At 61.3% G+C, this 12,585-nt stretch carries 13 protein-coding genes; 4 read left to right on the top strand and 9 right to left on the bottom strand.

The genetic code is table 11. From position 1 onward, the window contains the following. Positions 1–22: 22 nt before the first annotated feature. A complete protein-coding gene (locus G6N37_RS04865; RefSeq protein ID WP_197745726.1) occupies positions 23–967 on the bottom strand; it encodes a UDP-glucuronic acid decarboxylase family protein in 945 nt (314 codons plus the stop codon). Positions 968–980: 13 nt separating this feature from the next. Then, positions 981–2,297 (bottom strand): UDP-glucose dehydrogenase family protein, encoded by a 1,317-nt coding sequence (locus G6N37_RS04860; protein WP_163676686.1) that lies wholly within the window; start codon positions 2,295–2,297, stop codon positions 981–983. Between the two features lie 216 nt (positions 2,298–2,513). On the opposite strand from G6N37_RS04860, the gene G6N37_RS04855 reads away from it, so the two are divergent. After that, the gene (locus tag G6N37_RS04855; protein WP_232075285.1) at positions 2,514–3,515 is read left to right on the top strand and encodes a glycosyltransferase; all 1,002 of its coding nucleotides are present in this window, start codon (positions 2,514–2,516) and stop codon (positions 3,513–3,515) included. A gap of 3 nt (positions 3,516–3,518) precedes the next feature. Beyond that, positions 3,519–4,436 (top strand): NAD-dependent epimerase/dehydratase family protein, encoded by a 918-nt coding sequence (locus G6N37_RS04850; RefSeq protein WP_163676683.1) that lies wholly within the window; start codon positions 3,519–3,521, stop codon positions 4,434–4,436. A gap of 78 nt (positions 4,437–4,514) precedes the next feature. On the opposite strand, the gene G6N37_RS04845 is transcribed toward G6N37_RS04850, so the two are convergent. Together G6N37_RS04845 and G6N37_RS04840 are read right to left on the bottom strand one after the other, a co-directional pair. Further along, positions 4,515–5,339: a glycosyltransferase family 2 protein gene (locus G6N37_RS04845; protein WP_163676680.1), complete on the bottom strand. Its 825-nt coding sequence runs from the start codon at positions 5,337–5,339 to the stop codon at positions 4,515–4,517. After that, positions 5,339–5,638 carry a hypothetical protein gene (locus G6N37_RS04840; RefSeq protein WP_163676677.1) on the bottom strand — a complete coding sequence of 100 codons (300 nt, stop codon included), beginning with the start codon at positions 5,636–5,638 and terminating at the stop codon, positions 5,339–5,341. Before G6N37_RS04840 ends, G6N37_RS04845 begins: the two co-directional genes overlap by 1 nt. Between G6N37_RS04840 and G6N37_RS04835 the strand changes: the two genes are divergently transcribed. Both G6N37_RS04835 and G6N37_RS04830 read left to right on the top strand, forming a co-directional pair. Next, a complete protein-coding gene (locus G6N37_RS04835; protein ID WP_163676674.1) occupies positions 5,637–6,272 on the top strand; it encodes a class I SAM-dependent methyltransferase in 636 nt (211 codons plus the stop codon). The two genes, G6N37_RS04840 and G6N37_RS04835, sit on opposite strands and share 2 nt — an antisense overlap. Next, complete coding sequence (locus G6N37_RS04830; protein WP_163676671.1) at positions 6,269–7,018, top strand: class I SAM-dependent methyltransferase; 750 nt, start codon at positions 6,269–6,271, stop codon at positions 7,016–7,018. Before G6N37_RS04835 ends, G6N37_RS04830 begins: the two co-directional genes overlap by 4 nt. Before the next feature lie 160 nt (positions 7,019–7,178). On the opposite strand, the gene G6N37_RS04825 is transcribed toward G6N37_RS04830, so the two are convergent. Genes G6N37_RS04825 through G6N37_RS04805 form a run of 5 tightly spaced genes read right to left on the bottom strand, consistent with a single transcriptional unit; the run spans position 7,179 to position 12,447 of the window. Continuing rightward, complete coding sequence (locus G6N37_RS04825) at positions 7,179–8,741, bottom strand: ArnT family glycosyltransferase (RefSeq protein WP_163676668.1); 1,563 nt, start codon at positions 8,739–8,741, stop codon at positions 7,179–7,181. A 55-nt stretch (positions 8,742–8,796) separates the two neighbouring features. Then, positions 8,797–9,531 carry a glycosyltransferase gene (locus tag G6N37_RS04820; protein ID WP_163676665.1) on the bottom strand — a complete coding sequence of 245 codons (735 nt, stop codon included), beginning with the start codon at positions 9,529–9,531 and terminating at the stop codon, positions 8,797–8,799. Next, on the bottom strand, positions 9,528–10,214 hold the full coding sequence (locus tag G6N37_RS04815) for a class I SAM-dependent methyltransferase (protein ID WP_197745725.1): 687 nt from the start codon (positions 10,212–10,214) through the stop codon (positions 9,528–9,530). Before G6N37_RS04815 ends, G6N37_RS04820 begins: the two co-directional genes overlap by 4 nt. Then, positions 10,214–11,233 (bottom strand): NAD-dependent epimerase/dehydratase family protein, encoded by a 1,020-nt coding sequence (locus G6N37_RS04810; protein WP_163676663.1) that lies wholly within the window; start codon positions 11,231–11,233, stop codon positions 10,214–10,216. The genes G6N37_RS04815 and G6N37_RS04810 overlap by 1 nt, the downstream gene beginning before the upstream one ends. Beyond that, complete coding sequence (locus G6N37_RS04805) at positions 11,230–12,447, bottom strand: nucleotide sugar dehydrogenase (RefSeq protein WP_163676661.1); 1,218 nt, start codon at positions 12,445–12,447, stop codon at positions 11,230–11,232. Before G6N37_RS04805 ends, G6N37_RS04810 begins: the two co-directional genes overlap by 4 nt. Between the last annotated feature and the right edge of the window lie 138 nt (positions 12,448–12,585).

Below are 12,585 nucleotides of genomic sequence, written 5' to 3'. Positions count from 1 at the left end.
CCCAGTCGCCAAGCGCTGCGATTCATCCGATGGTGTCCCTGAAGTATTCGATCGTCCGCGCCGCCCCCTCTTCAAAAGGCACCCTGGGACGCCAGCCGAGCCTGGACTCGGCGAGACTGACATCCGGCTTGCGCTTCTTCGGATCGTCCTGAGGCAGATCGTGAAGGACGGTAGGCGAAGCCGATCCGGTCATCTCCCTGATGGTGCGTGCAGTCTCACTGACCGTCACTTCGGCCGGACTGCCGAGGTTGACGGGTCCCGTGAACGACGGCTCACTCATGGCCATACGTACCAGCCCGTCGACGAGATCGTCGACGTAACAGAAAGAACGGGTCTGACTGCCGTCCCCGAAGACGGTGATCGGCTCTCCGCGCAACGCCTGGACGATGAATGAGGAGATGATTCGGCCGTCCTCCGGGTCCATCCTCGGACCGTAGGTATTGAAGATGCGGACGATCTTTATCTGGATGTCGTAGCGGCGCGCGTACTCGAGCATCAGCGTCTCCGCGACGCGTTTACCCTCCTCATAGCAGCTCCGCACGCCGAAGCAGTTGACGTTGCCCCAGTAGCTCTCAACCTGAGGGTGGACTGTGGGATCCCCGTAGACCTCGCTGGTGGAAGCCTGCAGGATTGTCGCTCTCTGCTCGCGTGCAAGTTCGAGAAGGTTTCTCATTCCCACGTAGTTAGTCTCGAGCGTAAAAAGGGGATCACGCTGGTAGGCGCGCGGCGACGCAGGGCAGGCCATGTTGAAGATGAAATCAAGCGGGCCATCTATCGCCCCGTCTAGCGGCCGCGTGATGTCGTGCTCGAGGAAGCTGAAGCCCGGGTCCCCCTCGAGCTGCGTGATGTTCTCAAGTCTGCCCGTATATAAGTTGTCGAACCCGAGAACCTCGATGCCGTCGCGACGGAGACGGTCGCAGAGATGGGACCCAAGAAAACCTGCGGCGCCCGTGACGAGGGCTCTCACGTGCTTGTTCTCCTCAATTCCGACCCATGCCGTAGTACTCGAAGCCCTCGGCCCGCAGGCGCTTAGGATCATAGATGTTTCGGCCATCGAACACGACGTAGCCTCGCATGGCCGACTTGACACGCTGCCACGACGGTCGCTGAAACTGTTTCCATTCCGTGACCAGGACCAGCGCGTCGGCGTCCTCGACGGCCTCGTACATGCTTCCTGCATACTCGATCGAATCCCCGAGCACACTTTTCGCTCGCACAGTTGCTTCGGGATCATAGGCCCGCACAGTCGCCCCGAGCTCCAACAACATTCTGGCGATAACCAGGGATGCCGCCTCGCGGATGTCGTCGGTCTGAGGCTTGAAACTTAGCCCCCAAAGCCCAATTCGCAGGCCTTGCAGACTCTTCGCTGGCGTTCCTCCCCCGAAATGGGTGGCAATCTTGGTCACGAGGGCGGCCTTCTGTTCGCTGTTGACCTGGTCGACCGCGCGCAGCAGACGCGTGTCAGATCCCAGGCTGGCCGCCGTATGTATCAGGGCCTGAACGTCTTTCGGCAAGCAGGAGCCACCGTAACCTACGCCGGGAAACAGGAATTCATACCCAATGCGGTTGTCCGCCCCGATGGCCTCCCGAACCGCCGAGATATCGGCGCCCGCCTTCTCGCAAAGGTTTGAAATCTCGTTGATGAATGAGATCTTGGTCGCCAGAAAGCAGTTGGCCGCGTATTTCGCCATCTCGGCGCTCCTGATGTCCATGGCAATCAACGGATGGAAGGTGCGCAGGAAGGGCTCGTAGAGCTCTTGCATGATGTCGAGAGCGCGCTTGGAGTCGCCGCCGATGATCACGCGGTCAGGCTTCATGAAGTCAGTGATCGCCGTGCCCTCCTTCAAAAATTCGGGATTGGACACAACGTCGAAATCATGCTTCGCCTTCTTACGGATGATCCCACGAACCTCGTCGGCAGTGCCGACGGGGACGGTCGACTTGTCGACGACGACCTTGTAGCGATCCATGTACGAACCGATATCGTCGGCCGCAGAGTAGACGTAGGAAAGATCGGCCTCACCGCTGTCGCTCATTGGCGTCGCGACGGCGATAAAAATTACGTCTCCATGCTCGATCCCGCGCTGCCGGTCGGTCGTGAAGTCGATGCTCCCGTTCTCCCGGTTCCGTTCGAGCAACTCGGCCAGGCCTGGCTCATAGATCGGGACCCCCCCGGCAAGAAGCTCATCGATCTTGGACTGATCGATATCGACGCAAACGACGTCATTGCCGCTGTCCGCCAGGCAGGCGCCCGTGACGAGTCCGACGTAGCCGCACCCGATGACCGAGATTTTCAAAACGACCCCCTCATTCCCCTATCTGCGCCTCCTCATATTCCCGCAAACGCGAGGTCCGCGTGCGACTTCCACGTAGCCTTTGCTAGAGCCAGTCGACGGACATCGCCGGGCCGATCGGCTCGCCGTGTCCTCTTACAAAATCACAATTGGCATCGGTTACTCGGCAATCCCTAGGTACAGTCAGCTCACGGGACCCGTACATTCGGGAGGAAACACGTGACTGGCGATCGTCATTTGACCCGTGTGGACTCGGTCAGCGTTGTTATCCCGGTCTATAGCGGAGCCGGGACCTTGCCTGACGTGGTGAAGGAGCTTGAGCAACTGCGTTCGTCCCAGCACACCCCGGAGGGTCGTGAGTTCCGCGTCGACGAAGTGCTCCTTGTGTGGGACCGTGGCGTCCGCGGCAGTGAAGAAGTCGTGCGTGAGCTGGCCGCGCGCGGCGAATGGATCCGCCCAATATGGCTGTCGCGCAACTTCGGACAGCATCCCGCGACACTCGCGGGCATGACGTCGTCAGGCGGCGACTGGATCGTAACGATGGACGAGGACGGGCAGCACGATCCGGCATACATCGGAAACCTGCTCGATACGGCATATCGGGCTCGCACACAACTCGTGTACGCGTCACCGACGAACCGACCACCCCACGGTGTCTTGCGCAACGCCGCGTCTTGGCTAACGAAGTGGTTGTTCGTGCACATCCTCGTGTCTTCCGAAGGCAGTAAAGCCTTCAACAGTTATCGGCTGATCCTCGGCGAGGCCGGACGAAGTGTCGCGGCCTACGCCGGCGCGGGGGTGTATCTGGACGTCGCTCTCTCTTGGGTCGTCACCAACCCCTCGACGTGTCCAGTGTTGATGCGCCAAGAGGGACGGCCTGCGAGCGCGTACAACGTGCGGCGCCTGGTCTCGCATTTCTGGCGACTCGTCATCTCGTCGGGCACCCGGCCGCTGCGCTTCGTGTCCATGATGGGGATAATCTTTGCTCTTCTCGGTTTCGGCGTGGCGCTCTATAGCGCCGTCGAGCGAGCGGTCGGGAACGTTAGCGTGCAAGGGTGGACATCGGTGTTCGTTGCGACACTTGTCGTCGGCGGAGCGATCTTGTTCGCGCTGGGCATCATCGCCGAATACATCGCCGCTTCCGCCAGCATGGCGATGGGAAAACCGGTGTACGTCATTGTGCGCGACCCCGGTGACGTATTCGACACCCCGGCGGACTGACCGGTGCTTACCTGGATCGTGGGTCGCGGCGGCCTGCTCGGCGGCGCCGTGTCGCGGGCGATGGGCCCGAAATTCGTGGAATTTCCCGTGCCATGGGAGAACCACGTTACGGCGGTCGGTGTGCTTGACTCCGACCTCGACCGATTCATCCGAGCGGCCGGAAATGACGATTGGTCGCTTGTGTGGGCCGCCGGCGCTGGCGTGGTCGGTTCCACGCCAGACCAACTGACCGCGGAGACACGCCTTCTGTCTCACCTAGCCAGCAGGATGCGAGATGCGAGGCCGGCCGGCCGTGGTGCGTTATTCTTCTCGTCCTCCGCCGGCGGCATCTATGCCGGGTCGATTCATCCACCGTTCAGCGAGTCGACGCCGCCGCGGCCGCTGAGTCCCTACGGCCAGATGAAACTCGCTCAGGAGGAGATATTGCGGACGACGCTCGAAGGCTGCGTTCCAATAGTCATCGGGCGGTTCTCGAACCTCGCCGGACCCGGACAAAACCTCTCGAAACAACAGGGTCTCGTCAGTCAGCTGTGCCGAGCCGCAGTCACGCGACAATCATTGAACATATTCGTGCCGATGGAGACACTCCGCGACTACTTATATGTCGATGATGCCGCCGCGATGGTGCGCGCTCTGGTCGAGAATGCGGTTCACAAGCAGCCGTCGGCGCCGGTGCTACGCAATATTTCGTCTCAACGACCCGTGTCGGTCTGCACCGTAGTGCGGACCGTCCAACAGGTTGCCCACCGCACGGTTCGCATCGCACTCGGGAGCAGCCCCTCGTCGAAGTATCAGGTTCGGGATCTGCGGCTTAGCACACACTTCCCCCACGAGGTTCAGGGCCTGGCAATCACGCCCTTTCCCGTGACAGTCAAGCGCGTGTACGACGATGTCCTGCGGCAAAAAGCAATGTCGTACTAGATCCGAGCCGACTCCGCGAGATCGCTTTCTCTGCGTATCTACCCGGCGTTGTGCTGGGTGTTGGCCGCCGTGGACGAGTCATTGATGCCGCCCGAGCCAGAGGTACACCCCGCGTCGACCGAGGGCGTTGACTCGTGCGCGCATGCTCCCGACAAGCAGGTGGCCTCGACCGAGTAGTCCCCGGTGCGTGGCGGCCAGCTCGCGATAAAGACCAATGGTTTGAACAGCCTGGGCACGTACTAGCTGCACACTCCATTGAGACCGGCTGACCCGGAACGCGGCGAGCGGGCGGGGCACCGCGACGAGATTGCCGCGGAGCAGCACCGCGCAGTAGGTCGCCAGATCAATGAGGTACGGGAAGCGGCCGTCCCAGCCGCCCACGTCGATCAGGGCGGCGCGCCTGAACAACACCGACGCCGGCTCGCCGAAGATGTTCGTGCCGGCGAGCACAGTGCGCCGGATGGCCTCGGTGCCGGTGACCTCACCGCGCATCCCCCCCAGTCCACGCCCGCGCAGCACCAGTGTCCCCCTGGAGTCGACGATGTCTCTGGCGCTCGCCGCCATTACCGCCGACGGATGTGCTGTCAATGCAGCCACCTGCGTCGCCAGGCTGTCCGGGTACAGCACATCATCGCCACAGACCAGCTTGATGAAGTCGCCGGTGGCCAGGTCGGTGACGGCGTTCCAGTTCGCTGGTGCCCCGCCCCCGCGAGCCAGCCGGCTCAAGCGCACCCGGGGGTCGGCCGCGTAGCACTGCAGCGCTTCCCATGTGCCATCGGTGGAGCTGTGGTCGGAAACCACGAGCTCGAAGTCGCCACACGTCTGCGCCAAAATCGATCGCATCGTATCGTCAATGAACGCGACGCTGTTGTACGCCGGCACCACGACCGACACTCGTGGCATCACGGCACGTCTTGCCGATGCGCGGGCACGCGGAGTTCAGCGGCGTTACGGCGAATCGACACTTCCCGATGGGACAGCCAGCTGTAAATCACGGTCGCGGTGACATCCACCAGCAGCGGGAGCACGGCAAAATTAAAGCCCAACACCGAAAGATTGACCAGTTCGAGCCGCGCCCGGCGCGGTCGAGAGCGTGTGACGGCGTCCGCTGCACAGCCAAAAGGATCCACCTTCCCGGCGTTCGGAGGAAAGAATAAAAGGAAACGCCCCTCGTTGGCCCTGATGCTAGGCTCCCAGCGCATGACCACCCTTCGCTTGGTTCGCCGCGGGGTCCATGCTCTTGCAGATGAGCCCCGTATTTGGGATTTCCTCCGCTTCATCCTCTCTGCGGGGCACCGGGGTGAAAAGGAGGTCCTGCGCAGGGAGGGAATCGCCGAGGCGGCATCGATCCTCGACATCGGCTGCGGGACTGGAACAATGGCGCGCTCCTTCCGCCCAGAATGCTACGTCGGGGTAGATCCGAACGCCCGCTACATTTCACGCGCCCGCGCCACGAAGAGTGGCTACCGTTTCGAGGTCGCGGATGGGCAATCCCTGCCGTTTGCGGACGGCTCTTTTGATGCAGTGCTGATCTTCGGAGTGCTCCACCACCTCGACGACGCTTCTGCGCGGAGCCTCTTGCATGAGAGCCACCGCGTTCTTGCCCCCGGAAAAGGTGTCATGGTGATGTGCGAGGCCGTCCCGACGCGGAGCCGATGGAACTTGATTGGGCGCCTCCAATCCCGGCTCGATGAAGGAGACTTCATTGGCCCGCCAGAGCGCTATCTCGAAATGGTCAGCGAGGTCTACGGCCAACGGGCCGTCGTCCGCCACTATCCGGTGTCGAGCGGGGTGGGTGACGGCGAGGTGATCGTGGCGCAGAATCAGGCCGCGTGAGCCACCCTGAACAGATCGGATTCTTCAAGGCCGTCGTCGACGCGAATAAGGCTCTCGTCGAGGGCGGGAGCGTGCTGGAAGTCGGGTCATACGACGTAAACGGGAGCGTGCGAACGGTATTCGCTGCGGCGGACCGTTACGTGGGAATAGACCTCGTTCCCGGGCCTGGTGTCGATTTGGTGATGTCCGGCCATGAGCTGGACCATCGCGACGGCAGCTACGACATGGCCATCTCAGGTGAGTGCTTCGAGCATGACCCACACTGGCGCGAGACCTTCTCCAACATGGTGCGCATGACCCGTCCGGGCGGGCTGGTCGCTTTCAGCTGCGCGTCTCGCGGTCGACCCGAGCATGGGACGACGCGGACCGACAAGGCTCTGTCACCCGGTACCCAGGCTGTCGGCATGGATTATTACCGGAACCTCAATGAGGAAGACTTCGAGGAGACGTTACCCCTCGGGGCGATGTTCACGGCTTACCGATTCTGGTATCTGCCCACCAACTTTGACCTCTACTTCGCGGGCATCAGGTCTGGAAACGGAGAAGGGCGAGGCAGAGCTTGCCTTCCCGACGATGCCGCGGTTAAGCGCCTTCGGTTTTTGATGCCAATGCGACACAAGGCCGTTCGCGCACCGCTTCGATTGCTGTCGAGAATTATTCCCGAGCCTCGGTATCAGGCTGTCGTTCTGCCGTATTGGAATACACTCCTCAAGCTAGCACCGGGCCAGCAGCGCCGATCAGTTTAGGCAACCAGGCCAGCACCAGCGATATACGGCACTTCGGTAGGCCGGAGCACCGTTGTAAAGTTCGGGGCCGTTAGTCCGGACCCCCCTTGAGCCGCCAACACTTGGGGCGAATGCCGGCCAGGCGCACCTGCCTAACATCGCACGGAACCGATAGGAACTCCTATGGGGTAGTAATTCGCCAGAGACCCGGTGTTGATGTTGGGATCATCGGGTGGTCAGCAGGTAGATATCTGCTGACGCCCAGATTAGGTTTGCAGCTGAACAAGTAGTGATAATCGTTGATGTTCTCGTGTTTCCAAACATCAGGCAATAGGTTGTCGCGCAACATCAGCCCACGTCGGTCGGCGTAGTACAGTGTCGTCGGGTCCCAGTCGCAACCTACTAGCACGATGAGATCATCGGGGCGCGTAGCGGCCCGTATGCGTTCCGCGGCCGGATCAGGTTTCGGTGCGATGATCCACTGTCCGATGTCGAGCACCGCTCCGGGGAAGCCGATATAGATCGGTACGTCAGAGCCGACAACAATGAGCGCGGTTCCCGCCGCGGCAGCGACAGAAGTGTTCGCGGGTATGCGTTGGGCGACCGCGACAAGTCCTATCCCAACTGCAGCAACAATGGCTGGGAAAATGGCGATCAGATAGTAGCTGTGTACGTAGTAGAGGTTGAAAAACACCAGAGGCGCGAACGCTGCGGTGGCGAGCCAACCGGCGCGCCGGACACGCTCCACTCTTGTTGGGGCCAGAATGATTCCTAACACGGCGAGAACTAAACCTAGGCAAACTGGTCCCGCGACTTCCCAACCAACTCGCGCGAGGATCACTCCGTAGGAGTGCGGGTCGAGTCGCTGGTCGAGCGTCCCGAAATACCAGGAGCGCAAATGCGAGCTAACCAGCCACTGGGTCAACGGGTTGCGATTCTTTACGTCATCGGTGTAACGAGTCCACCAAAGTCCTGCTGCCACACCAAGTATGGGACCTGCCAGGACCCCGGTGATGATGCGGTTCCATGATCGTGCTGACAGGTACGCCATTGCGGCAGAGATTAGGACGAGCACACACCATGCTACCGGGGTAGTGGTCTTCACCAGGAAGGCCAACCACGCGCTCATCGCGCCCAACAGGAGGCCGATACGTGAACCGGTACGGAACCAGACGTCGAGGCCGATCACCATGCCGAGCGAGAACGCGACCGACGGGAAGTCGATGAGCGCGGCCGCACCCCACGCTAACCCGAATGGCAAGAACTCGAACAACGCCAATGTCACAGTGGCGGCCAACCGGCCGTGCCAGCGGAGAACAAGAGCAAACAACAGAATTGCTGCTGCTTGAAATCCTGCCAAGCCGATGATACGCATTGCCGAATCCGCCCCCGCACCCACACGAATCAGCAAGGCCGCTGCGGCTTGAGTCAACGGAAACTCAAATGGCACATCACTGTTCGGCCCAAAGACTGGCAGGGGCGTACGAGACAGGTTTATCCCGTGGCGGGCATACTCCAATGCCACATATGCTATCTGCGTTTCGCGGAACCCGTACGCGTCGGTCAGTCGATGCATCAATTGTGGTACGCGGATCAGCGTCCCGACCACAATCAACCCGATCGGCCATGCCAGGGAAGAACGAATCCGAAGGGCCGGCCGACGATTCCAGGCACGTCGACCATTGCCCCGGCGAGTTTCCCCGGGCTTGTCGGCGAGAGCATCGTTTGTCGACACGAAACCCATACCCTTTCAATGCCGCCGTTTCGTTTTGCTGGATTTAGCTACGGGTTCACCCGTTTCAACGTTCCAATAATTGACTTCCCGCGCCTACACGGCCCCGGGTGAGGGAATAGAACCACCATCTGATGTAGTGTGGCAGCCATTTGTTGAGGCGGAACCGCGACTGGCCTGCAGTTCGGTCACGCCACGTCGACGGTACTTCGGTGATGCGGTGGCCCGCGACGTGCGCCTTGGCCGTGACCTCAAGTGTGTACTCAAACCCGCCTGAGCTTTCGATCGGAATCTGGCGAAGCACGGACAGGCGGTATGCGCGAAACGCGTTTGTCGCGTCGTGCGTCGGCAGGCCTGCTAGCCAGTAAAGCGATACGCCACCGAGCCGCGAGAGCGTTCTTTTCAGGATCGGGCCGCCGATCTGCCGTCCCCCCCGCATATAGCGCGAGGCGCACACGATGTCGTATCCCTCGTCGCGAATCATCCGGACCATGTCGTCAACAACTCTGAGGTCGTCCGACAAATCCGCCATCGAGACGACCACGACATCAGAACGCGCCGCCTCGACGCCCGCGCGAATCGCATTGATCACACCCTTGCCGAGGGCGTTGCGCACCAGCTCGACGCCGGGGTAGCGAGGTGCGAGCTCACGGACCACAGGTACCGTGTCGTCTTCATCGAAGTCGTAGACGATAAGAACCCGTTTTGGGCGCGTCACCGTCGAGTAGAGCTCGGCCAGCGCGTTGGCGATGTTGGAGCCTTCGTTGTAGACGGGAACGATGAAGTCGATCTCGTCGGTCATGGGGACCGCTCTGCGACCACGAGCATTTGTTTGCCCAACAGGAACTGGGCCGGCCGGAAGCGCAGGTACAGCCGAACGAGGAAGGCCCACTGCGGCAGGCGACTCTTGGTCGTATACGGAAGGAACCTCGCGCGGCACTCGAGGACCCTGAATCCGGCGACCTCGAGCGCCTCGGTCATTCCGCGCTCGCTCAGCGGCAGCGTGTGGTCGAAGAAGTCCCAGAACGCGCCACCCACCAGCCGCACGTTTGGTTGCATGATCATGATCCGCCCACCGGGTCGGAGCACCGTGCGAACGTTGGCGAGCACTTTGAGCAACGCGTCGGGACCACGAAGATGCTCAAAGACGTTGCTGGCGAACGCGAGATCGACCGTCCCGTGGTCGACCGCCTCAGCGAGTCGTTCGAGCGGAAGTTGGTGTACCTCAACGCCGGGCGCGGCAAACCGCTTGGCGTCAGGGTTGAGGTCGACAGCGATCCGGCGACGGGCCGAGATGTTGTTAACGAAATCGCAGTAGCCGGCGCCGAGGTCGACGACGCAGGCATCGCCGGACACATAGCGTGAGAAAAACTCGTCGCAGATGACGCGCCAGAGGCGAGCCTTGGACTCACGTTCGTCGTCGTGAAACCGGGCCGCGTACAGCCGATCCAACTCGGAGTTCAGCTCGCCGTGCCCTTCGGACATCAGATGCCGCCCAATTCGATCTGGTTCTCGATCCACGGGATTATTTCGTCGAGCGCCTCATCGAGTGACGTCGTGGCCTTGAAACCGAGCAAATCCATGGCCTTTTGGACATCGGGCACCCGCCGCTGTACGTCATAGGGAAATGGATCGTCGCTGACGAGCCGCAGTGGGACGTCACCTTTGATTTTGCGCCAGATCGCCTCGGCGAGTTCGTGCACGGTCGTGGACGTCGCGGTCGAGAGGTTGAAATCCTCGTTACGCGCAGCGTCGGACTCGATGGCCAGACGTATGCCACGGGCGAGGTCGCCGCCGTACGTGTAGTGCCGGACCTGGTTGCCGTCACCGAGAATGTGCAGCGGATCCTGTCCTTTGAGAACCTTCTGAACGAGGTCGGGGACGACGTGGCTCATGGCCAGCCGGACGTTGCCTGACATGATCTCGCGATCACACAGGGCGCGCTTTTCGCCCACGCCAATGCAGTTGAACGGTCGCACGATGGTGTGGGGCAGCTCGTACTGCTCCCACGCGCCTTGGGCGAAGTACTCTGTCGCGAGCTTCTGAAAACCATAGGTCGACTCCGGTGATGGGCAGCGGCGCTGCTCCCCCTCGGGCGTGGGATAGGTCGACGTGCTCTCGTAGACCATCGACGACGAGACAACGGTGATCTTGCGCAAACTCGCGTTGCGGTGCGCCCAAATCGCCGCGTCGAAGGTCGCCGCGGTGATCCGCTCGTTCTCCGCCAGCAGATCGTAGGCCAGCTCATGGAATAACGAAATGCCGCCGATGATCGCCGCACCGGCGACGAGATGATCGCAGCCTGCGAGTAACTCTTTGAGCAGCGCAACGTCTTTGGCGTCGCCCTTGACGGCAGTGTAATTCGGGTGTGTGTCATACGCTCGCTCGACTGGCCCGTACTTGGAGTCATTGTCGATGCCGGTTACTTCGTAACCGTTGGTGAGTAGTTCCTCGACGAGGTAGCCGGCGATAAAACCGGCCGAGCCCGTGACGAGTATCTTCACGTGAGCTGCGCTCCCTTTCCGAAGAAGTTCCAAATATCGACGACCGGCTTGTCATCCGGGATCACCAGCGCCCGGTAGTCGCTGTGCGGTGCCCCGAGCACAAGGATGTCGGACTGCTCGACGGCCGCGTCTAGCGGGATAAGGCGAGGGTCCTCGACGAACGGGTCAGTGCAAATGACGGCAGCCGCCTCGTACTCCAGGATCTTCCGCAGTTTGTACGACAGTGACTCCCGAGTGTCATCGCTGTCGCCCTTGAATGCCATGCCCAGGATGCCAACCGTCAAGTCCTGAAGAGGGTATCGCGATTTCATGTGTTCGACGACGAAGTTCGGAAGGCCCTCGTTGATCAGCATCGCCGCGTGCCCAAGCGAGAATCGCGACTCGGTCGCGGCCGCGAGCTGCATGGTGTCCTTGAACAGACACGGCCCGGCAGCAAACCCACTCTTCGGCAATCCGGCCATCCTGGGATAGTCGCGTGTGAGCGCGTCATAAATACGGTAGAAGTCCATCCCGAAATCCGTTGCGATCATGAAGAACTGATTGGCGGTCGCGAACTGGATGTAACGCCAGACGTTGGCGAAGATCTTCGTCAGCTCGGCTTCGATCGGCCGCATCGTAACGATCGACGGGGCGATCCGGCTGAAGAGATCGGTGGCGACTCTTGTTGCCTCGTCGTCGCAGCCCGCCACGATTTGTGGTAACTCGACGAGTTCACGCATGGCGCGCCCCTGGGCGATTCTTTCGGGGCAAAAAGCTACATGGACGGAACGCCCCGCCGCCCGCACGAGAGCATCGAGCCTCTCGGTCGTGCCCGGGTAGACCGTACTCCGAAGAATGATGCACTGACCGTCGACGAAATACGGCATCAGGCTTTCAAAGAAGCGATGGATCTTGTGGAAGGTGGGGTTCAGGTGCTCATCGACCGGCGTGCCGATGATGACGACGACCATCCGCGACCTCGAGATGAGCGTCGGGTCGTTGTCGGCGATCAGGTTCCGGTTAATGACCTCAGCGAGCATGGGCTCGGCCTTCTCTTCCACGAAGGGCATGCGTCCCGAGCGGACCATTTCGACGGCACCGGTATCGATGTCGTCGATAGCGACTCGCAGATCGCGGTGAGCCATCACGATGGCCAGCGGCAGGCCGACGTGCCCACAGCCGCCGACGACGCAGACGTCGAACTCGAATTCTGCCGATTCAGCTGACGATCCCACGAGTTCCCTCTCTACTCCCCCTAGGGGTTCGGCGCGACTCTCTGTGCGGGCTCGGCGCGCGGTGAGCGTCGTCGAGATCGTTCGGTTTGGTACCGCTTCGACGCCGGCGCGAAAGTCGCATGTGTTCGATACATTGCA

This window comes from Mycobacterium seoulense (genome assembly GCF_010731595.1).
GTDB lineage: Bacteria > Actinomycetota > Actinomycetes > Mycobacteriales > Mycobacteriaceae > Mycobacterium > Mycobacterium seoulense.
The sequence above is the reverse complement of the archived record's forward strand: the minus strand, read 5'-3'. Positions and strand labels throughout refer to the sequence as shown.

Bases quoted from the DNA above. Each gene is read 5' to 3' on its own strand.
- G6N37_RS04845 (WP_163676680.1), bottom strand. From the start codon at position 5,339: ATGCCACGAGTGTCGGTCGTGGTGCCGGCGTACAACAGCGTCGCGTTC.
- G6N37_RS04815 (WP_197745725.1), bottom strand. From the start codon at position 10,214: ATGTCCGAAGGGCACGGCGAGCTGAACTCCGAGTTGGATCGGCTGTAC.
- G6N37_RS04825 (WP_163676668.1), bottom strand. From the start codon at position 8,741: ATGGGTTTCGTGTCGACAAACGATGCTCTCGCCGACAAGCCCGGGGAA.
- G6N37_RS04820 (WP_163676665.1), bottom strand. From the start codon at position 9,531: ATGACCGACGAGATCGACTTCATCGTTCCCGTCTACAACGAAGGCTCC.
- G6N37_RS04835 (WP_163676674.1), top strand. From the start codon at position 5,637: ATGACCACCCTTCGCTTGGTTCGCCGCGGGGTCCATGCTCTTGCAGAT.
- G6N37_RS04840 (WP_163676677.1), bottom strand. From the start codon at position 5,638: ATGCGCTGGGAGCCTAGCATCAGGGCCAACGAGGGGCGTTTCCTTTTA.